This is a genomic window from Flavobacterium artemisiae (assembly GCF_042678225.1).
In the GTDB taxonomy this organism is placed as follows: Bacteria; Bacteroidota; Bacteroidia; order Flavobacteriales; family Flavobacteriaceae; genus Flavobacterium; species Flavobacterium artemisiae.
This window is the reverse complement of sequence record NZ_JBHUDZ010000012.1, coordinates 1,209,067-1,230,651: the sequence shown is the minus strand read 5'-3', so window position 1 is coordinate 1,230,651 and position 21,585 is coordinate 1,209,067. Positions and strand designations below refer to the sequence as shown.

Here is a 21,585-nt window from a genome sequence, read left to right as displayed (position 1 = left end):
TGTGGAAGCTTAAATTAAGCTTTTCCAGCAGCAATTAAGTTTAATGCAGAACCTGCAACAAACCAGCCAATCTGTCCTTCATTATAAGTATGATTTGCCAAGATAATATCTTTTTTACCATCTGCATGAACAAATTCTAATGTCAATGGTTTTCCTGGAGCAAACTCAGTTAAATCTAAGAAATTGATTGTATCGTTCTCTTGAATTTTATCATAATCTGCTTCGTTAGCAAAAGTCAATCCTAAAAGACCTTGTTTTTTAAGGTTTGTTTCGTGGATACGAGCAAAAGATTTTACCAATACCGCTTTAACACCTAAGAAACGAGGCTCCATAGCAGCGTGCTCACGAGAAGAACCTTCACCATAATTATGATCTCCTACAACAATAGATGGAACCCCAGCCGCTTTGTATGCACGAGCTACAGCAGGAACTGCATCGTATTCTCCAGTTAATTGATTTTTAACTGAATTTGTTTTTTGATTAAATGCATTTACAGCACCAATCAGCATATTATTTGAGATATTATCTAAATGTCCGCGGAAACGTAACCAAGGTCCTGCCATAGAAATATGGTCTGTTGTACATTTTCCGAAAGCTTTGATTAATAATTTGGCATCTGTAATATTTTTACCATCCCAAGCATCAAACGGAGCCAATAATTGCAAACGTTCTGATACTGGATTAACCACTACCTGAACCCCTGAACCATCTGCAGCCGGAGCTTGGAATCCTGGATCTTCGGCATAAAAACCTTTAGCAGGAAGTTCGTCACCAGTTGGAGCATCAAGCATTACTTCTTCTCCATCTTCGTTGATTAACTTATCTGTTAATGGATTAAAACCTAAATCACCCGCAATCGCCATCGCAGTCACTAATTCTGGAGAACCAACAAAAGCCAATGTATTAGGATTACCATCTGCACGTTTTGAGAAGTTACGGTTAAAAGAGTGAACAATTGTATTTCTTTCTTCTTTCTCAGCTCCTTCTCTATCCCACATACCAATACACGGTCCGCAAGCGTTAGCAAAAACAGTTGCGCCAATTTTATGGAAAGTATCAATAAATCCGTCTCTTTCAATAGTCGAACGAACCACCTCAGAACCTGGAGTAATAGTAAACTCAGCTTTAGTTTTTAAGTTTTTAGCGGCAACTTGTCTTGCTAAAGAAGCTGCGCGGGAAATATCTTCGTATGATGAGTTTGTACAAGATCCAATTAAACCAACTTGAATTTGTAATGGCCAATTATTTTTAATCGCTTCTTCTTTCATTTTAGAAATTGGAGTAGCCAAATCTGGTGTAAAAGGACCATTTAAATGAGGCTCCAATGTAGAAAGATTGATTTCGATAACTTGATCAAAATACTCGTGAGGATTTGCATACACTTCTGGATCTCCTGTTAAATAAGAAGCTACTTTATCGGCAGCATCTGCAACATCAGCTCTATTTGTAGAACGAAGGTAACGACTCATAGAATCATCGTATCCAAAAGTTGAAGTTGTCGCTCCAATTTCAGCACCCATATTACAAATTGTTCCTTTACCTGTACAAGACATTGCTGTAGCACCTTCACCAAAATATTCAACGATAGCACCAGTACCACCTTTTACCGTCAGGATACCAGCAACTTTAAGAATTACGTCTTTTGGAGCTGTCCATCCTGATAATTTACCAGTCAATTTTACTCCGATTAATTTAGGAAATTTAAGTTCCCACGCCATTCCAGACATTACGTCTACAGCATCGGCTCCACCGACACCAATGGCAACCATTCCTAAACCACCCGCATTTACGGTGTGTGAATCGGTACCAATCATCATTCCGCCTGGGAAAGCATAATTTTCAAGTACAACTTGGTGAATAATTCCAGCTCCTGGTTTCCAGAAACCAATTCCATATTTATTAGAAACAGAAGATAAAAAGTCAAAAACCTCATTACTTTGTGTTTTTGCTCTTGCTAAATCTGTTGCAGCATCAATTTTTGCTTGAATCAAGTGATCGCAGTGCACTGTTGTCGGAACCGCAACTTTAGCTTTACCAGCATGCATAAATTGCAGTAATGCCATTTGAGCAGTTGCATCTTGACACGCTACACGGTCTGGTGCAAAATCTACATAATCAACTCCTCTTCCAAACGCTTTGGTCGGATTTCCGTCCCAAAGGTGATTGTATAAAATTTTCTCTGTTAATGTAAGTGGGCGACCAACGATCTCGCGCGCTTTGTCAACGCGACCAGGCATGTTTTCGTACACTTTTTTAATCATTTCGATATCAAAAGCCATAGTTTAATTTGTTTTTTATTATCCTTTTTTGAACAACACAAGGTACAAAAAATAGAGCAATTATTACAAAAAAAGCCCGAGTTTTACGACTCGGGCTTCTAAATTTTATTTAACTAATCTAATGATTACATAACTAATTGTTTGTTAGAAGGTGCAAACTTCGTTAAGTTGATGCCATCTACCGCTGCAGTGTATTCTTCCATAGTTGGAGTTCTACCTAAAATAGTAGAAAGAACCACAACTGGAGTTGAAGAAAGTAATGATTCTCCTTTTTTACCTTCTGTATCTTCAACAACTCTTCCTTGGAAAAGACGTGTAGAAGTTGCCATTACAGTATCTCCTTTTGCCGCTTTTTCTTGATTACCCATACATAGGTTACAACCAGGACGCTCTAAGTACAACATATTTTCGTATTCTGTACGTGCTGCACCTTTTGGAGCATCGTCATTAAATTCGAATCCAGAGTATTTTTGCAATACTTCCCAGTCACCTTCTGCTTTAAGTTCGTCAACAATGTTGTAAGTTGGAGGCGCAACCACAAGCGGTGCATTAAATTCAACTTTACCATTTTGCGCTTCAACGTTTTTAAGCATTTGAGCAAGGATTTTCATATCGCCTTTGTGAACCATACAAGAACCGATAAATCCTAAATCTACTTTTTTCACACCACCATAGAAAGACAATGGTCTAATAGTATCGTGAGTATAACGTTTAGAAACGTCAGCATTATTAACGTCTGGATCGGCGATCATTGGCTCAGCAATTTGATCCAAATCAACTACAACCTCAGCATAATATTTAGCATTAGCATCTGGAGTTAACGCTGGTTTTTCTGCAGATTTAATTTCAGCAATACGTTTGTCTGCTTTATTAATTAATCCTTGAAGAACTTGTCTTTCGTTATCCATTCCTTTTTCGATCATGATTTGGATTCTGCCTTTAGCAATTTCCAATGATTCGATCAAAGTATCATCTTCAGAAATACAGATAGAAGCTTTTGCTTTCATTTCTGCAGTCCAGTCTGTAAATGTAAACGCTTGGTCGGCAGTAAGAGTTCCGATGTGAACCTCGATAATTCTACCTTGGAAAACGTTCTCTCCTCCAAACTGATGTAGCATTTGTGCTTGTGTAGCGTGAACTACATCACGGAAATCCATGTAACCTTTCATATCTCCTTTGAAAGTTACTTTTACAGATTCTGGAATTGGCATTGAAGCTTCTCCTGTAGCAAGTGCAAGTGCAACTGTTCCAGAATCAGCACCAAAAGCAACACCTTTTGACATTCTTGTATGAGAGTCACCACCGATAATGATTGCCCATTCGTCGATAGTGATATCGTTAAGTACTTTGTGAATTACGTCTGTCATTGAGTGGTAAACACCTTTAGGGTCACGAGCTGTGATCAAACCAAAGTTGTTCATGAATTTCATCAATTTAGGAATGTTAGCCTGCGCTTTTTTATCCCATACAGAAGCAGTGTGACAACCTGATTGGTAAGCACCATCAACGATTGGCGAAATTACTGTAGCTGCCATAGATTCTAATTCCTGAGCAGTCATTAAACCTGTAGTATCTTGAGACCCTACAATGTTTACTTCTACACGAACATCTGATCCAGCGTGTAAAACTTTACCTGGAGTAATACCAACAGCATTTTTATTAAAGATTTTTTCAACAGCAGTAAGCCCTTGTCCTTCGTAAGAAATCTCTTTTGAAGGAGCAAAAACAGCTGGCGCTTCAACATCTAAAACTTTTGCCGCGAATGTTTGTAATTTTTTACCAAATACAATAGCGTAAGATCCACCAGCTTTGATGAATTCCATTTTTTGCGGAGTGAATGATTTAGAAAGATCAATCAGTTCCTGATCACCATTGTATAACTTTTTTGTTTTAGTATTTATAGTTAGAACTGTACCTGTAGCAACAGAATATGTCTGCTCTAAGATTGGTTCGTCATTTTCATTACGAATAACATTTCCGTCTGCATCAACTTTCTTAACCCAGTTTTTAAGGTCAATACCAATACCACCAGTAACGTCAACTGTAGTAAGGAAAATTGGAGAAATACCATTTGTACCTCCAACAATTGGAGCAATATTAACGAATGGTACATATGGACTTGCCTGTTTACCAGTCCAAAGTGCCACATTGTTTACACCTGACATTCTAGATGAACCAACACCCATTGTACCTTTTTCTGCGATTAACATCACACTTGCATCAGGATGTTGTGCTTGCAAAGCTTGAATTTCAGCTTGTGCTTCCGGCGTAATCATACATTTACCATGAAGTTCACGGTCCGAACGAGAGTGAGCCTGATTTCCAGGAGAAAGTAAATCTGTAGAAATATCTCCTTCTCCAGCGATAAAAGTAACTACTTTAATTTCTTCTGCAGCTTCTGGAAGTTTTGTAAAGAACTCAGCCTGAGCATAGCTTTCTAAAATATCTTTAGCAATTACACTTCCGTTTTTGTAAGCTTCTTTTAAACGATCTGTATCTGCATCGTAAAGGAAAACTTGCGTTTTAAGTACTTTTGCAGCTTCTTGAGCGATAGCAACATCATTACCTAGTGCCAAATCCAGTAAAACCTCGATAGAAGGCCCTCCTTTCATGTGTGACAATAACTCAAAAGCAAAAGCTGGAGTAATTTCTTCTACTAAAGATTCGCCTAAAATAATCTCTTTTAAAAACTTAGCTTTTTCTCCAGCTGCGCTGGTAGTTCCAGGCAAAGTGTTATAAATGAAAAAGTTAAGAGAATCATTTCGATATTCATTATCTAAATCTTTAATTTGTGCAATGATTTCGCTTAGTAATGCCGCATCATCAATTGGCTTTGGGTGAAGACCCTGATTTTTTCTTTCTTCAATTTCTTGAATGTAGTCCTTATAAATGTTCATATTTTCTTGTAAAAGGTATTTTTTATTTTTTTGTATGCAAATTTAATGATTAATGCCGAGAACTAAAAAAAATATAATAGAACTCGCCTTTTCAAAAAATATTATTGTTAAAAAACGATTTTCAGTGTTAGTTTTTGCGAATACTTCAATTTTGATTTTAAAAAATGAATTATTGATATTTTAATGTGTTTTCTTTAACAAAGTCGAAATTTAATGTGACACCAGAAGTAAGTTTTTTACCTCATTTTTAGACAAGAATAGTTCTAAATTAGAATTTACAACGATATAGTTCTTTAATTTTCATTTAAATCGAACTTTTTTAAGATTTATTTATTCCTCAAATTTTAGAATTAAAAAAACCAAAAAAAAGTTTGTGATCTCACAAAATAATTTAACTTTGTTTCTCAAAGTACTTTAAAATAAAAATAACTTTATATGGAAACAAATCAATCAAATCGCTTTTGGAATAATCAAATTGGAGTAAAGATCAGCTTACTCGTAACCCTCTTTAGTATAACACTTCTAATCTCTTCTTTGATTGCAAGTAAAATTGAGTCGGAAACTTTTGAAAATTTTTCGATCTTTAATATTATTGTTCAAATTCCTTACGGAGTTATTGTTACTTTTAACGTTTTAAGGAATTATAAAAAATACCAGCATCTCCTAGCCTTTTTATTCCTTAACTGGTTTATCGGTTGTTTTTCTTTAAACTTTCAGATGAATATTTTTGAAAATCTTCCAATATGGGTTTATGCGTTGACATTTATATTCTGTATGACCAATTTTGCTATTTACAATAGATTTGAAAACAAATATTTAAATCAGATTTGTTATTTTTTAAATGGCTGTTCGGTCTTATTGATTTTATATTATGCTGTTTTTCTAATTCCTATTAGTATCTTTTCTATTGTTGCAATCATCGTTTTGGGCTTGGGCTTTTATGGATTAGTTCCTGCAATTGTGTTTACAGTACATTGTGCAATACTTATAAAACAACTTTCTACTAATAAAAAAGATTTTATCGCCTTTGGTTCTGGGTTGTTATTAGTGGTAATAGGAACCACAGTTTTTACGTTATTTATAAATAGTGAAAGTAAAAAAATCAACAGTAACGGCGTTACCAAAATATTTGACGCCAATGATGATCTACCTGCTTACATTCGAATTTCGCAAAATTTAAAACCTAACTTTTTTAATGAAATTCTTCTAAAAAAAGACATTGTATATATTTCTACAGACAATTTTTTTGATCTAAAAGATTTTGGAGTCTTTGGTAGAAATGTTCAATACAACGAAAGAAAAACACATGATCCGCTTTTAAATCTAGCTTTTTATTTCACAGAAGATAACAACTTAAGTACTGATGATCAGATAAATATATTAAAATCAAACTTTGACAAAAGACTTGAATCTGAAGAGTATTTATGGAGCGGAAAAGATTTAGTTACAAAAAACATTAAAGAAGATGTCAAAATATACCCAAACGATCGATTAGCGTATACAGAATTAACTATTGATGTTGCCTGCGAAAAGAAAAGCTGGGGACAAAAAGAAGCCATTTATTCTTTTCAGCTTCCAGAAGGCTCTGTTGCCACTTCTCTGTCTTTATGGGTAAATGGAATTGAAAGAAAAGGTATTTTGACTACAAAAGAAAAAGCAAAAGCAGCCTACAATCAAGTAGTTGGCGTAGAAGCGCGAGATCCTTCTTTGATGCAATGGAAAGAAGGAAACAGAGTAACCGTGAGAATTTTTCCTGTTACAGAAGATCTTCCACGTACTTTTAAATGCGGTTTTACAACGCCTTTAAAAGCAAAAAACAATACCTTGGTTTATGAAAGCCTTACTATTAAAGGTCCAAACATTAACAATGCTTCTACAGTTTCAAGACTTCAAACCAATGACAAAACTGCTTTTACAACAACAAAAGACTTTGAAAATACTGGTAATTATTACACCAACACAACAACTGGACTAGATAAATGGGAAGCAGAACTTGCTGCAAAACCTCAAAATACAAGTAGTGTTTTTACATGGAAAAATAAAAACTACGAGACAAAACCTTTAATTAAAGAAAAAGCTCCTTTTGCACCAAGCGAAATCATTCTTGATCTTACCTGTGAATGGAATATTCGAGAAATCGAAAAAATCTTAAATGTAAAAAACAAAACCTTTTTTGTTCTTTATAATGGCATGAAACGAGAGATCAATTCTTCAAATTATAATGAATTGTTTTATGAATTAAAAAAACTAAATTATTCTCTTTTACCACTTTTTGATCTTAAAAACAATAGTTTGGTAATTACAAAAGACGGTACTTTTTCTCCAAATTTTGAAGAACTGGAAACTTCAAAATATCTGCAAAAGATTAAAACTAGTGTAAAGGATAAAAACATTAAGGTTATCAATATTTCAGAAAATGTAAATCCGTTTTGGCAGACAATAAAAGAACAGCAATATGTAAACTTTTTTCAGACGAACATCGATAATTGTATTGATCTTATTTCTAAAAATTATTTCATAAGATTTAGAACAGACCAAAACAGCGTCAACTTAGAAACGGCTGGAATTTCTATTCATGAAAATCCTGAACTAAAAACAACTTCATCAAAAGGTTCTAATCATTTATACAGAATGTTTTGTTTTGGAAAAGTTTTAAATGACCAGATTAAAATTCAAAACGACAGTCTTGCTCAAAATCAATATGTTGAACTTGCTAAAGATGCTAATATCGTTACTCCGATTTCATCTCTTATTGTTTTAGAAACTGATCGAGATTACGAAGAAAACGGAATTGAAAAAAATGTCAATACTTTAGGAAATGCCTCAATAAACAATGACGGCGCAGTTCCTGAACCACACGAGTGGGCGATGATTATTATTGGTTTGACAATTATTTTAATGTATTACAGAAAACAAAAAGCAATTAGTTAATGAAGGATTTTATTCTGAAAAACAAATCAATTCTTTTAGGGCTGTCGGCGATTTTACTGATTTTTATAATCAATTCTAAAATTCTGATCTCAACAATAAACCACGATTTCTTTGGAATTGTGGTTTCGTTGGGCCTATTTATAATTGGTGGAAGAAAAACCAATTTTAAGATCAACTATCTCGTATTTGGCATACTCCTAATTTTCGAATTTGTGAGCTTTAGATTGTTTACAAAATCGGTTCATTTCTTGGCTTTGATTTTATTTTTGTGTTTGATTTTCCATTATTACACTCAAAAATTCTCCTATATTGCTTTTATATGCGTACTGTTGTTTTCGACGATCTTTAATACATTTTTCATTCATCTTACGACAGAAATAAAACAAAATCTTTGTTATGTAGTTTACCTGACACTGAAAAATTTTATTTCTATTGATAAAATCGAAGGTGTCAATTTTTACATCAATCAATCTAAAATAACTATTGATACCGCTTGCATGGGTTTGTCAATGTTTAAAACTGGTTTATTATCCTGCGCCATTTTAATGACTCTTGAAGAAAATAAACAAAAGAAAATGTATACAATTGGTTCCATTATCATTTTTTGTTCATTAACGGTTCTTCTAAACTTACTTTCAAACTATTTCAGAATCATCACTTTAATCTTTTTCGATTGTACTCAGGAAAATTTACTGCACCATTCCATTGGATTAATTTGCTTTATCATTTATCAAATCTTACCAATGCTTTTTCTTATTCGATTTATAAAACCAAAAATCGAAGAGCGAAATGAAGTTGTAAAACCATCAAAAATTATTTTGGTTTTGATTTCATTTCTTGTTGTCTTAATTGTTAGTTTAAAAATCAAAAATGAAAACACAAACGAACCACTTATAAAAATCCCTAAAGAATACGAACAAATTAAGGGCGTTTGGGTAAATAATGAAGTTTATAAAATTAGTACGCCGCAGAAATTAATTTATATAAAGACGCCTTCGCATAACCCGCTGGTATGCTGGACAGGAAATGGTTATAATATTATTGAAACAAAAAAAATAACAGCGAATAAAGAAGAGATCTGGTTCAATAAAATGGAGAAAAACAAAGAAATTTATTACTCCAACTGGTGGTATGAATGCAACGGAAAAAAATATACTTCATTTCCCGAAGTGATGTTTTTGAAATTGATTTACAACTCTCCTATTATTTTAATAAACGAGACTTACAAACCAAACTAAAAAAAAGACCTGATAACAAGTTTATCAGGTCTTTTTAGTTTTATAATAATTTCTGAATAATAATCTCCTCGGTTATTCCTTCAGCGTCTGCTTTATAATTTTTAATGATTCTATGACGCAGAATTCCAATTGCTACTGCTTTTACATCTTCAATATCCGGTGAGAATTTCCCATTAAAAGCGGCATGTGCTTTTGCTGCTAAAATTAAGTTTTGCGAAGCTCTTGGTCCAGCTCCCCAATCAAGATAATTTTTCACAAAATCATTTGTCAATTTATTATCCGGACGCGTTTTGCTTACTAAGCTTACCGCATATTCAATCACATTATCTGCAACAGGAATTCTTCTAATCAAATGCTGAAAATCTATAATTTCCTGAGCTGAAAATAACGGATTTATTTGTGTCTTTACATCAGAAGTGGTACGTTTTACAACTTGTACTTCTTCTTCAAAAGTTGGATATTCTAGTTTGATTGCAAACATAAAACGGTCTAATTGAGCTTCTGGCAGCGGATAAGTTCCTTCCTGTTCAATTGGATTTTGTGTTGCTAGAACAGAATAAGGTAAATCTAATTTATAGTTCTGTCCCGCAATAGTTACAGAACGTTCCTGCATCGCTTCTAATAAAGCTGCTTGTGTTTTTGGCGGCGTTCTATTGATCTCGTCGGCAAGAATTATATTCGAAAAAATAGGTCCTTTAATGAATTTGAACTGCCTGTTTTCATCTAATATTTCACTTCCTAAAATATCAGACGGCATTAAGTCTGGAGTAAACTGAATTCTTTTAAAATCTAAACCTAATGCTTGAGACAAAGTGTTTATCATTAAGGTTTTTGCTAATCCCGGAACACCAACTAAAAGTGCATGCCCGCCAGAAAAAATACATAGTAAAATTTGATCTATAACGGCATCTTGGCCTACAATTATCTTTGCTATCTCGGTTTTTAATTCGTTTCTTTTTTGAACTAAATTGTGAATTGCTGTTACGTCAGACATTTATGAAGTATTTTAAAATTAAAAAGAGTTAATTCTATGAAATCATAAAACTAACTCTTTTTATTTGTTTAATAAAAATTATTTTTTCAACCAGTTATTTGCAAAATCGCAGCTTCTGTATTCTCCAATAATTTTGATGTAAGTATCTTTAATTTTAGTGTCAAACCATTTTGCAATTGCACTGATTTGTTTTTCTTTTAATGCTAATTCTTTAATCTTAGTATAATCTTTAGCATAATCTGCAGTATGCTGATCAATTCTGTTTGTAACAGTAATCAATTTATACGTTTTTTTACCTTTATCATCGGTATTTAAAAGAGGTTGAGAGATTTCATCGTCTTTCAAATTAGAAACTTGACTGTACAAAGCAGGATCCATTTTTGTCAATTCAAATCGAGTATCTTGAGTTGTTGGGTTTACCAAAGTTCCTCCGTTAGTTCTCGTTTCTTTTTCATCAGACTCAGTTCTTGCTGCATCTGCAAATGTAATCTCTTTACTAACAATTTTATTTCTAATGTTTGTTATTCTTTCTTTTGCTTCTTTTAACGCAGCTTCAGAAACTGTTGGAGAAATTAAGATATGGCGCAATTCAACTTCTTGTCCTTTTATTTTATCTACCATAATAATATGGAAACCGAAAGTAGTCTCAAAAGGCTCTGAAATCTCACCTTCCTGCAAACTAAAAGCTACATCTTTAAATTCTTTAACAAACGGTGTTTTTCTAGTCATTTTGTAATAACCTCCGTTTTTAGATGATCCTGGATCTTGAGAATACAAAACTGCTTTAGTAGCAAAACTAGATCCTTCTAAAACATCTTTTTTAATCGCAATTAATCTATCCTTAACTTTTTGCTTATCTTCTGCAGAAATTTTAGGCTCCACTACAATTTGCGCCACTTCCATTTCGGCTCCAAAAGTAGGAAGTTCTTCTTTTGGTATTTTCTTAAAGAAATTACGAACCTCCTCTGGCGTAATTTCTACATCTTTAACAATTTTATCTCTCATTTCTGAGGCCAATTTTTGTTCTTTTAAGATGTCCGAAAAATAAGTTTTAAATTCTTCTACAGAACTCTTTTTATAGTATTTTACAACTTCGTCAATATTTCCAACTTGCTGTACCATATAGTTTAAACGGTCCTCCATCATAGTTCTTACTTCGGCATCGCTTACAATAATACTATCTTGAATGGCTTGGTGTGCATATAATTTATCCTCCAAAAGCTTACCCAGCATTTGGCATCTTGTAATATCTTTTGTAGAACCGCCTTGAGCAGCAATTTCTAAAAATCCTTTATCAATATCAGAATCCAGAACAATATAATCTCCAACAGTGGCAATAATACCATCAATTTTTAGCTTACCTCCAGTAGGCATTTCAGCAGGTTTTTGCGCTACCGCATCTGGAATAACTTCCTGCGCAGCAACGATTGAAGTGAAAAAAAATGAAAAACAAACTGCTAACATTAAGCTGCAATCAATTGTTTTTAGCTGTAATTTTTTTAATAACATTATTTAAAATTTTATTTGAATGTAAAGACCTGCTTTAGATTTTTGCTCTAAGTTAATTTTTATACCAATGAATCTAATTGCATAAATAATTAACGCCTAGTTCTTTTATAACTTATAACGAACAAAAATAACAATTCAATTACATAATACAACTATCTGCTATACTATTAACAAAAAATTATAGACCAGTATTGTAATTTCTAAGATAGAAATCATTTCAAACTTCTGTTAACCTGTAATTAAAAGATATTGAAAGAGTTAAAAAGTGTTTTTAGCGGCTAAATTAAAAAGTTTTTAACACTACAACGTTTTCGTGATATAAATTTTTTCCTATAAATTTAATCAAATCAAAAAAAACATACTTTAGATGCGTAATTAATAATTTTAAGTGTTTTAAAATGGGAATATTTCAATTAAAAACATACAATTTTATCAATTACACATCTTAACTATTTAACCTTAAACCCAAACTATTATGAAAAAAACCAGATTATCGATGTGTCTCCTGACCGCAGCCACAGTTATTTTAGGAGCTTGTACTTCTAATGAAGTATCTGAAATCGATTCAAAAGCTGAAAGCCAACAGTTTAAAATTATTAATGTAACCAATCACGATGGAAAACCTTTTAGCACAGGAATTTCAAATTCATCTCCTACAGGAAAATATGTAGATAATCCGGGAGGTGGAGTTATGATGCAGGCTTTTTATTGGGATGTTCCTGCTGGTGGTACTTGGTGGAACACCGTGAGCAGTAAAGTAACCGCATGGGGAAATGCGGGAATTGGATCGATTTGGCTTCCACCTGCTTCAAAAGCCCAAAATGGTGCTTTTTCTATGGGATATGACCCAACGGATTATTTCGATTTTGGAGATTACAATCAAAATGGAACTACAGAAACTAGATTTGGTTCAAAAACGGAATTGGTAAATTTAATTACAGCCGCTCACACCGAAAATATTAAAGTCTATGCAGATATTGTAATTAATCACAATAGCGGCGGACAATCAGAAGCGAATCCTTTTACAGGAACAAATACTTGGACAAATTTTAACGGAATTGCATCTGGAAAATTCAAACGTACTTATGCTAATTTTTATAAAAACAGTTACGGTAATAATGATGAAGGTTCTTTTGGAGGATTTCCAGATTTATGTCATGCTGATCCTTATGTGCAGGATTGGTTATGGAAAAGAGCTGATGGAGTTGGTAAATATTATAAAAACACCATGAAATTTGACGGCTGGAGATTTGATTATGTAAAAGGTTTTGGATCGTGGGTCGTAAGAGACTGGAATGCAAACGTAGGCGGATTTTCGGTAGGTGAATTATGGGATTCCAATGTTAATATATTAAATGATTGGGCCAATAATGCAAATAGCTCTGTTTTTGATTTTGCTTGTTATTATAAAATGAATGATGCATTTGACGGAAACAATTTAGCATTACTAAATGATGACATGATGTGGAAAAGAAATCCGTACAAAGCGGTAACTTTTGTAACCAATCATGATACAGACGAAATTTGGAGTAAAATGCTAGCTTACTCTTATATATTGACTCACGAAGGTTACCCTACAATTTTTTATAGAGATTACGAAGAATGGTTAGACAAAAATAAATTGAATAATCTGATTTGGATTCACAACAATAAAGCAACTGGAACCACTTCAATTTTATATTCTGATAATGACGAATATGTTGCAAGAAGAAACGGTTACAACGGAAATCCTGGGTTAGTTGTTTACATTAACAACTCAGATGTTTGGCAGGAAAGATGGATTCAGACTAATTGGGCGAATACTCAAATTAAAGATTTCACCGGAAACTCAACTTGGTACCCAACAACTCAGGCAGATAAATGGGTAAAAATACAATGTCCTCCAAAAGGATATTCAATTTGGTCAATTAATCAGTAATTTTAAAAATGACTATTCTAAAGGCTGTTCTTATTGGACAGCCTTTTTTAATTACAAATTAATTAGTGCTAATTCATGTAATTCGCGACTAAAAAAATAACTCCAAATCAAGACACTTCAATTTACGAACTGAATATTTTTATTAAGCCGTAATTAATAGTACTTTTGCAACCTATTTATACGAAATATGAGCTTTTTAAAAGAAATACAACGCAGAAGAACATTCGGAATTATATCACACCCCGATGCCGGTAAAACAACTTTAACTGAAAAATTATTGTTGTTTGGAGGTGCAATTCAGGAAGCTGGTGCGGTAAAAAACAATAAAATTAAAAAAGGAGCAACATCAGATTTCATGGAAATCGAACGCCAAAGAGGTATCTCGGTTTCGACTTCTGTACTTGCTTTTAATTATAAAGACAAAAAAATCAACATCCTTGACACACCTGGACACAAGGATTTTGCTGAAGATACATTCAGAACTTTAACCGCTGTAGACAGTGTTATTGTTGTAATTGACGTTGCAAAAGGGGTTGAGGAACAAACGGAAAAATTAGTTGCTGTTTGTAGAATGCGTAATATTCCGATGATTGTTTTCATCAACAAATTAGACCGCGAAGGTAAAGATGCGTTTGATTTGATGGATGAAGTAGAACAAAAATTAGGTTTAAAAGTAACTCCATTAAGTTTCCCAATCGGAATGGGTTACGATTTCCAAGGAATTTACAACTTATGGGAAGAAAACATCAATCTTTTCAGCGGAGACAGCCGTAAAAATATTGAAGAAACTATTGCTTTTTCTGATGTTCAAAATAATCCTGAATTGGATAAAATTGTCGGTGAAAAAGCAGCAACAAGGCTTCGAGAAGAATTAGAATTAATTGATGAAGTATATCCTAAATTTGAACGTCAAGATTATTTGGATGGAAAAATTCAGCCAGTATTTTTTGGTTCAGCTTTAAATAATTTTGGAGTTCGTGAGTTGTTGGATTGTTTCGTAACAATCGCTCCTTCTCCACGACCAAAAGATTCTGAAACTCGTTTGGTTGATCCAACGGAACAAAAAATGAGTGGTTTTGTATTTAAAATCCATGCTAATATGGATCCAAAACACCGCGATCGTTTGGCTTTTATTAAAATTGTTTCCGGAACTTTCGAAAGAAATAAACCCTATTACCACGTTCGTCAGAAGAAAAATTTAAAATTCTCAAGTCCTAATGCCTTTTTCGCTGAGAAAAAAGAGATTGTAGATATTTCGTACCCTGGTGATATCGTTGGTTTGCACGATACTGGAAACTTTAAAATTGGAGATACTTTGACTGAAGGCGAAGTGATGAGTTTTAAAGGAATTCCAAGTTTCTCTCCAGAGCACTTTAGATACATTAATAATGCCGATCCGATGAAAGCAAAACAGCTTGATAAAGGTGTCGATCAATTAATGGATGAAGGTGTGGCACAGTTATTTACCTTAGAAATGAACAACCGAAAAGTAATCGGAACTGTTGGAGCACTTCAATATGAGGTTATTCAATATCGTTTAGAACACGAATATGGTGCAAAATGTACTTACGAAAACTTCCCTGTTCACAAAGCTTGCTGGGTAAAACCTGATGACTCAAAGAACGAAGAGTTTAAAGAATTTAAACGAATTAAACAAAAATTCTTAGCACATGATAAATATGGCCAATTGGTATTTTTAGCCGATTCTGATTTTACAATTCAAATGACACAAAGTAAATATCCAAGTGTGAAGTTATATTTTACATCAGAGTTTGATTAAATCTAAACTTTGAATAAATTAAAAAAGGCTGTTTTAAATTCTAAACAGCCTTTTTTATTTGTAACAACTAAATTTCTCTAGTTTTCTTTTTGTCAATATAATTAATCCCCAGTCCGCCAGCAATATAAATCCTTCCAAGGTCATCAGAAGAAATAATTACATTCTGTAATAAAACATTATTCTTAACGGATTCTATATCAAAATCAATTGTTTTGGAGAGATAATGATCATTTCCCATGATCGTTACTGTTAGTGTTTTACTATATTTTAAAACTTTAACTTGAATAGAAAATTCTCCTGTTTTCGCATTTACTTTTGCAGCACTTTCGGAGTTATTGATATTGATAACTAAATTCCAATACGTTTTTTTATCAAACGGTTTCTTTGTTTTGGCTTCTAGTAATTTCCCTTTTATAAAAAAGGAAATTTTTTCTTCTTTATTTTGTGTCGTTACAACTTTACCAATAGCGTAAGCTGGTTTTGCACAATTTACAGTTACATCTATTACTGCTTTTTCTTGTCCTTCCACATTATTTGAAATAAATAGAATAGAAGCAGCAACTGCAGCATACTTCAAATTATTGATCTTAGATGTTTCATTATATTGAAATTCTTCTTCTAATTGAGTTGCTTTTAATCGCGCACAAATATTTTTTTCTTTATTTTCTGAAATAAACTTAGCTACCTCAGAGTTTGTTTTCCTGCTTAAGTCAATTACATTTTTCGCACAAGAATTACAAAATGAACCTCCAGCGTTCGGAATCATTTGATCAAAATTTTCAGAACAAGGATTTGCTATTTCTAAAGTAAATTTCTTTTTCATATTATTCTATTTAAGTTAAAACCATTTAAAAATGATTCTTACTTATATAGATGCTCTGTTTCGCAAAAAGGTTGGAAAAGACTTAAAAATAATTATCTGTAATTTAATTATGGCATAAAAAAAGCGCTAAAATTGATTTAGCGCTTTTTTTTATTTGAATTAATGCAACCTTACTAAGTCATTATATCTCAAAAAATTCCATTTATAAGGAATTACTAAATTAGATTAATCCCACAAAAAAGTAAAAAATACTCGATTAAAGGAAATAAAATCAGACGAACTGCATCTTCGATACAAAAATGAATTGTAATAAAAAACCCCACTAAAAGTGGGGTTTCTAAATTTATGCTTGTCCCGCAGGACCAAAATTAAGCGGAATTGGTGCTTGTTCCGTTTCTTTGATTTCGCCATGAGCGGCCTCAAATCTATGGATGTTTTCTCCAATTGCTCTCAATAATCTTTTAGCATGTTGTGGTGTCAAGACAATTCTTGACTTTACCTTGGCTTTAGGAATACCGGGCATAATGCTCACAAAATCTAAAACAAATTCTGATGATGAGTGATTGATAATTGCAAGATTAGAATAAATTCCTTCTGCAATATTTTCATCTAACTCAATATTAATTTGCTCTTGTTGTTGTTTCGGATTACTCATAGTTTCCTAAATTAATAAATGTATTCTTCTTTATTAGCCATCATTTCGTTGTAATCGTCTTTAGATCCTACGATTGTGTTATCGTACTCTCTCATACCAGTTCCCGCAGGAATTCTGTGTCCAACAATTACATTTTCTTTTAATCCTTCTAAGTCATCTACTTTACCAGCTACAGCAGCTTCGTTAAGTACTTTCGTTGTCTCCTGGAATGAAGCCGCAGAAATGAATGATTTAGTTTGTAACGAAGCTCTTGTAATACCTTGTAAAACTGGCGTTGCAGTTGCAGTGATTACGTCTCTTGCTACAACAAGATTTTTATCTGTACGTTTTAGTAATGAATTTTCATCACGTAATTCACGAGGTGTAATGATCTGACCTGGTTTCAATACTGAAGAATCTCCAGCATCTTCAACCACTTTCATACCGTATAATTTATCGTTTTGAACGATGAAATCTTTAGTATGAATTAATTGGTCTTCTAAGAATAAAGTATCCCCTGGATCCTGAACTCTTACTTTACGCATCATTTGACGAATAACTACCTCAAAGTGCTTGTCATTAATTTTTACCCCTTGTAAACGGTAAACCTCTTGAATTTCATTTACCAAGTACTGTTGAACAGCAGCTGGACCTTGAATTCTTAAGATATCATCTGGCGTAATTGCACCATCAGACAATGGAACTCCCGCTCTTACGAAGTCATTTTCTTGTACTAAGATCTGGCTAGAAAGTTTAACTAAATACTTTTTAATCTCACCAAATTTAGACTCGATAACGATCTCACGGTTACCTCTCTTAATTTTACCGAAAGATACAACACCATCAATTTCAGATACAACTGCTGGGTTAGAAGGGTTACGAGCCTCAAGCAACTCAGTAATTCTTGGTAAACCTCCCGTGATATCTCCTGCTTTAGAAGAACGACGTGGGATTTTCACTAATACTTTACCTGCTTTAATTTTCTCACCATTTTCAACCATTAAGTGTGCACCTACTGGTAAGTTGTAAGAACGAATCAATTCACCTTCTTTACCGTAAACCAATAAAGTTGGGATTAATTTTTTGTTTCTAGCCTCAGAAATTACTTTTTCTTGGAAACCAGTCTGCTCATCGATCTCCACCATGAACGATTGTCCTTGCTCTAAATCCTCGTAAGCAATCTTACCAGTAAACTCAGAAACAATTACACCGTTATATGGATCCCATTTACAGATTACAGTTCCTTTAGCAACAGTATCTCCATCATTAACAAAAATACTAGATCCGTAAGGAATGTTATGTGTATTTAAAACAATTCCAGTTTTTTCGTCAACTAATTTTAATTCAGTTGAACGAGAAACTACGATATCAACAGAGTTTCCTTCTCCGTCTTCACCTTTAACTGTTTTTAAATCTTCAATTTCAAGTCTACCTGCGAATCTTGTAACAATACTAGACTCTTCAGAGATACCTCCAGCAACCCCTCCAACGTGGAACGTACGAAGTGTTAACTGTGTACCTGGCTCTCCAATAGACTGAGCTGCAATAACTCCGACAGCTTCACCTCTTTGTGTCATCTTACCAGTAGCTAAGTTTCTACCGTAACATTTAGCACAAATACCTTTTAAAGCTTCACAAGTTAATGGAGATCTAACTTCTACTTTTTCAATTGGAGAAGCTTCGATAGTTCTCATAATTGCTTCAGTAATTTGTTGACCTGATTGAACCATTACTTCGTTAGTAAGAGGATTAATTACGTCTTGCAATGCAACACGTCCAAGAATTCTCTCTCCTAAAGATTCAACGATTTCCTCATTTTTCTTCAATGCAGAAACTTCAACACCTCTTAAAGTTCCACAATCTTCGATGTTAACAATAACATCTTGAGAAACGTCATGAAGCCTTCTTGTCAAGTAACCAGCATCGGCCGTTTTAAGAGCCGTATCCGCAAGACCTTTACGAGCACCGTGAGTAGAAATGAAGTACTCAAGGATCGAAAGACCTTCCTTAAAGTTAGAAAGAATCGGGTTTTCAATAATCTCACCACCACCGGCAGTAGATTTTTTAGGCTTAGCCATCAAACCACGCATACCTGTTAACTGACGAATCTGCTCCTTAGAACCCCTCGCCCCAGAGTCAAGCATCATATATACAGAGTTGAAACCTTGTTGGTCTTCTCTAATATTTTTCATTGCTAATTCTGTAAGCTGAGCATTCGCAGAAGTCCATACGTCAATAACTTGGTTGTAACGCTCGTTATTGGTAATAAGACCCATGTTATAGTTAGTTGAGATACCTTCAACTTGCTCTCTGGCATCTGCAATTAACTTCGTTTTTTGTTCTGGAATTCTAATATCACCTAAAGAGAATGATAAACCTCCTCTAAATGCGAATTTATACCCCATATCTTTCATATTATCCAAGAAAGCTGCCGTTGTAGGTACATCAGTCACACTTAAAATGTGTCCGATAATATCTCTAAGGTTTTTCTTAGTCAATACGTCATTGATGTATCCAGCTGCTTCAGGTACTACTTCGTTAAATAATACACGTCCAGCAGTTGTTTGAATAATTTGATACACTAATTCTCCAGCGTCATTAAAATCTTTTGCGCGGATTTTCACACGAGCATTCAATTCTAATCTTCCTTCGTTTAATGCAATGTTTACTTCTTCAGCAGAATAGAAAGTCAAATCCTGACCAATAATTTTGTGATCTTCTGTAGAAATACGCTCTTTGGTCATATAGTATAGACCCAAGACCATGTCCTGAGAAGGTACAGTAATTGGAGCACCATTTGCAGGGTTCAAGATATTGTGAGAAGCCAACATTAATAATTGTGCCTCTAAAATAGCCTCTGGTCCTAATGGTAAGTGAACCGCCATCTGGTCACCATCGAAATCGGCGTTGAAAGCCGTACATACTAATGGGTGTAACTGGATCGCTTTTCCTTCAATTAATTTTGGCTGGAATGCCTGAATACCAAGTCTGTGCAAAGTAGGAGCACGGTTAAGTAATACTGGGTGTCCTTTAATTACGTTTTCAAGGATATCCCAAACTACAGGCTCCTTTTTGTCAATGATTTTCTTAGCAGATTTTACTGTTTTTACAATACCTCTTTCAATCAATTTACGGATAACGAAAGGTTTGTATAACTCAGACGCCATATCTTTTGGCAATCCGCACTCATATAATTTTAACTCCGGACCAACGACAATTACCGAACGAGCAGAATAATCCACACGTTTTCCTAAAAGGTTTTGACGGAAACGTCCTTGTTTACCTTTTAATGAGTCAGATAATGATTTTAATGGTCTGTTAGATTCTGTTTTAACAGCAGAAGCTTTACGTGTGTTATCGAATAATGAATCTACAGATTCTTGTAACATACGTTTCTCGTTTCTTAAGATAACTTCTGGAGCTTTAATCTCCATTAATCTTTTCAAACGGTTGTTACGAATAATTACACGACGATATAAATCGTTCAAATCTGAAGTTGCAAAACGACCTCCATCAAGTGGCACAAGCGGACGTAATTCTGGCGGAATAACTGGAACCACTTTCATGATCATCCATTCTGGACGGTTTTCGCGGTTTAAGTTAGACTCACGGAAAGACTCCACAACTTGTAATCTTTTTAAAGCTTCCGTTTTTCTTTGCTTAGAAGTCTCGTTGTTAGCGCTGTGTCTTAATTCATAAGATAAAGCATCTAAGTCGATACGAGCTAATAAATCCATAATACACTCTGCTCCCATTTTGGCAACAAATTTATTTGGATCTAAATCATCTAAATATTGATTTTCTTGCGGAAGAGTATCTAAAATGTTTAGGTATTCTTCTTCAGTTAAGAAATCTAATCTCTGTAATGATTCTCCATCTGCATTTTTAGCAATACCAGCTTGAATTACTACGTATCTTTCGTAGTAAATAATCATATCTAATTTCTTAGATGGAAGACCAAGGATATAACCAATTTTGTTTGGAAGAGAACGGAAGTACCAGATATGAGCAATTGGCACAACAAGGTTGATGTGTCCTACTCTATCACGACGTACTTTTTTCTCAGTAACTTCAACACCACAACGGTCGCAAATGATACCTTTGTAACGAATTCTTTTATACTTACCACAAGCACATTCGAAATCTTTTACTGGTCCGAAGATTCTTTCGCAGAAAAGTCCGTCACGCTCTGGTTTGTGCGTTCTATAGTTGATTGTTTCTGGCTTTAAAACCTCTCCTCTTGATTCTTTCAAGATAGATTCTGGTGAAGCCAATCCAATAGAGATTTTGTTAAATCTTTTTACTGGATTTTTATCTTTATTGTTTCTGTTATTCATCATAGTTTTTACTATTGATTTATTTGCAATTAAAAAATTGATTTAGATTTATAATCTACTCCTCAAAAATTAAAGAGTTAATCATTCGCTACTACCTCGGGTTACTTCTCTAAACTTCAAACTCTTATTTGAAGCGCTAGTTATAAAATGCCTTGCATTATTATAAAAAATCGGAACGGGTTACGGGTATAAATCTTTAAAAACTGATATAAATGAGTAATCAGTCCCGATTTTTATCGGGACCG

General features: G+C 33.8%; 11 protein-coding genes. 4 read left to right on the top strand and 7 right to left on the bottom strand.

All coding sequences use genetic code 11. The features are described 5' to 3' along the window. Window positions 1-14: 14 nt before the first annotated feature. Both ACFSC2_RS16070 and ACFSC2_RS16065 read right to left on the bottom strand, forming a co-directional pair. Window positions 15-2,279, bottom strand: coding sequence for an aconitate hydratase (locus ACFSC2_RS16070; RefSeq protein ID WP_379814355.1), 2,265 nt, complete (start codon window positions 2,277-2,279; stop codon window positions 15-17). Between the two features lie 125 nt (window positions 2,280-2,404). Further along, complete coding sequence (locus tag ACFSC2_RS16065) at window positions 2,405-5,176, bottom strand: bifunctional aconitate hydratase 2/2-methylisocitrate dehydratase (RefSeq protein ID WP_379814357.1); 2,772 nt, start codon at window positions 5,174-5,176, stop codon at window positions 2,405-2,407. A 435-nt stretch (window positions 5,177-5,611) separates the two neighbouring features. Here ACFSC2_RS16065 and ACFSC2_RS16060 point away from each other — a divergent pair, with 435 nt between their 5' ends. Continuing rightward, a complete protein-coding gene (locus ACFSC2_RS16060; protein WP_379814359.1) occupies window positions 5,612-8,107 on the top strand; it encodes an XrtN system VIT domain-containing protein in 2,496 nt (831 codons plus the stop codon). Continuing rightward, the gene (gene xrtN / locus ACFSC2_RS16055; RefSeq protein ID WP_379814361.1) at window positions 8,107-9,345 is read left to right on the top strand and encodes an exosortase N; all 1,239 of its coding nucleotides are present in this window, start codon (window positions 8,107-8,109) and stop codon (window positions 9,343-9,345) included. Before ACFSC2_RS16060 ends, xrtN begins: the two co-directional genes overlap by 1 nt. A gap of 40 nt (window positions 9,346-9,385) precedes the next feature. Here xrtN and ACFSC2_RS16050 read toward each other — a convergent pair whose 3' ends face one another. Both ACFSC2_RS16050 and ACFSC2_RS16045 read right to left on the bottom strand, forming a co-directional pair. Further along, window positions 9,386-10,339, bottom strand: coding sequence for an AAA family ATPase (locus tag ACFSC2_RS16050; protein WP_379814363.1), 954 nt, complete (start codon window positions 10,337-10,339; stop codon window positions 9,386-9,388). 78 nt (window positions 10,340-10,417) lie between these two features. Then, window positions 10,418-11,848, bottom strand: a complete 1,431-nt coding sequence (locus ACFSC2_RS16045; protein WP_379814365.1) for a peptidylprolyl isomerase — start codon at window positions 11,846-11,848, stop codon at window positions 10,418-10,420. Window positions 11,849-12,323: 475 nt separating this feature from the next. On the opposite strand from ACFSC2_RS16045, the gene ACFSC2_RS16040 reads away from it, so the two are divergent. Next, window positions 12,324-13,766 carry an alpha-amylase gene (locus ACFSC2_RS16040; RefSeq protein WP_379814367.1) on the top strand — a complete coding sequence of 481 codons (1,443 nt, stop codon included), beginning with the start codon at window positions 12,324-12,326 and terminating at the stop codon, window positions 13,764-13,766. Between the two features lie 187 nt (window positions 13,767-13,953). Further along, window positions 13,954-15,546: a peptide chain release factor 3 gene (locus ACFSC2_RS16035; protein WP_379814369.1), complete on the top strand. Its 1,593-nt coding sequence runs from the start codon at window positions 13,954-13,956 to the stop codon at window positions 15,544-15,546. Window positions 15,547-15,613: 67 nt separating this feature from the next. On the opposite strand, the gene ACFSC2_RS16030 is transcribed toward ACFSC2_RS16035, so the two are convergent. From ACFSC2_RS16030 to rpoC, 3 genes are all read right to left on the bottom strand, one after another. Beyond that, a complete protein-coding gene (locus ACFSC2_RS16030; RefSeq protein ID WP_379814371.1) occupies window positions 15,614-16,369 on the bottom strand; it encodes a hypothetical protein in 756 nt (251 codons plus the stop codon). A 343-nt stretch (window positions 16,370-16,712) separates the two neighbouring features. Further along, entirely contained in the window at window positions 16,713-17,024 is a 312-nt protein-coding gene (locus tag ACFSC2_RS16025; RefSeq protein ID WP_347050728.1) for a DUF3467 domain-containing protein, read from the bottom strand. Between the two features lie 11 nt (window positions 17,025-17,035). Further along, a complete protein-coding gene (gene rpoC / locus ACFSC2_RS16020; protein ID WP_379814373.1) occupies window positions 17,036-21,343 on the bottom strand; it encodes a DNA-directed RNA polymerase subunit beta' in 4,308 nt (1,435 codons plus the stop codon). Window positions 21,344-21,585 lie beyond the last annotated feature (242 nt).

Excerpts from the sequence above, each read along its gene's own strand:
- ACFSC2_RS16040 (WP_379814367.1), top strand. The coding sequence starts at position 12,324 with ATGAAAAAAACCAGATTATCGATGTGTCTCCTGACCGCAGCCACAGTT.
- ACFSC2_RS16065 (WP_379814357.1), bottom strand. The coding sequence starts at position 5,176 with ATGAACATTTATAAGGACTACATTCAAGAAATTGAAGAAAGAAAAAAT.
- ACFSC2_RS16025 (WP_347050728.1), bottom strand. The coding sequence starts at position 17,024 with ATGAGTAATCCGAAACAACAACAAGAGCAAATTAATATTGAGTTAGAT.
- ACFSC2_RS16045 (WP_379814365.1), bottom strand. The coding sequence starts at position 11,848 with ATGTTATTAAAAAAATTACAGCTAAAAACAATTGATTGCAGCTTAATG.
- ACFSC2_RS16030 (WP_379814371.1), bottom strand. The coding sequence starts at position 16,369 with ATGAAAAAGAAATTTACTTTAGAAATAGCAAATCCTTGTTCTGAAAAT.
- ACFSC2_RS16060 (WP_379814359.1), top strand. The coding sequence starts at position 5,612 with ATGGAAACAAATCAATCAAATCGCTTTTGGAATAATCAAATTGGAGTA.
- rpoC (WP_379814373.1), bottom strand. The coding sequence starts at position 21,343 with ATGATGAATAACAGAAACAATAAAGATAAAAATCCAGTAAAAAGATTT.
- xrtN (WP_379814361.1), top strand. The coding sequence starts at position 8,107 with ATGAAGGATTTTATTCTGAAAAACAAATCAATTCTTTTAGGGCTGTCG.
- ACFSC2_RS16050 (WP_379814363.1), bottom strand. The coding sequence starts at position 10,339 with ATGTCTGACGTAACAGCAATTCACAATTTAGTTCAAAAAAGAAACGAA.
- ACFSC2_RS16035 (WP_379814369.1), top strand. The coding sequence starts at position 13,954 with ATGAGCTTTTTAAAAGAAATACAACGCAGAAGAACATTCGGAATTATA.
- ACFSC2_RS16070 (WP_379814355.1), bottom strand. The coding sequence starts at position 2,279 with ATGGCTTTTGATATCGAAATGATTAAAAAAGTGTACGAAAACATGCCT.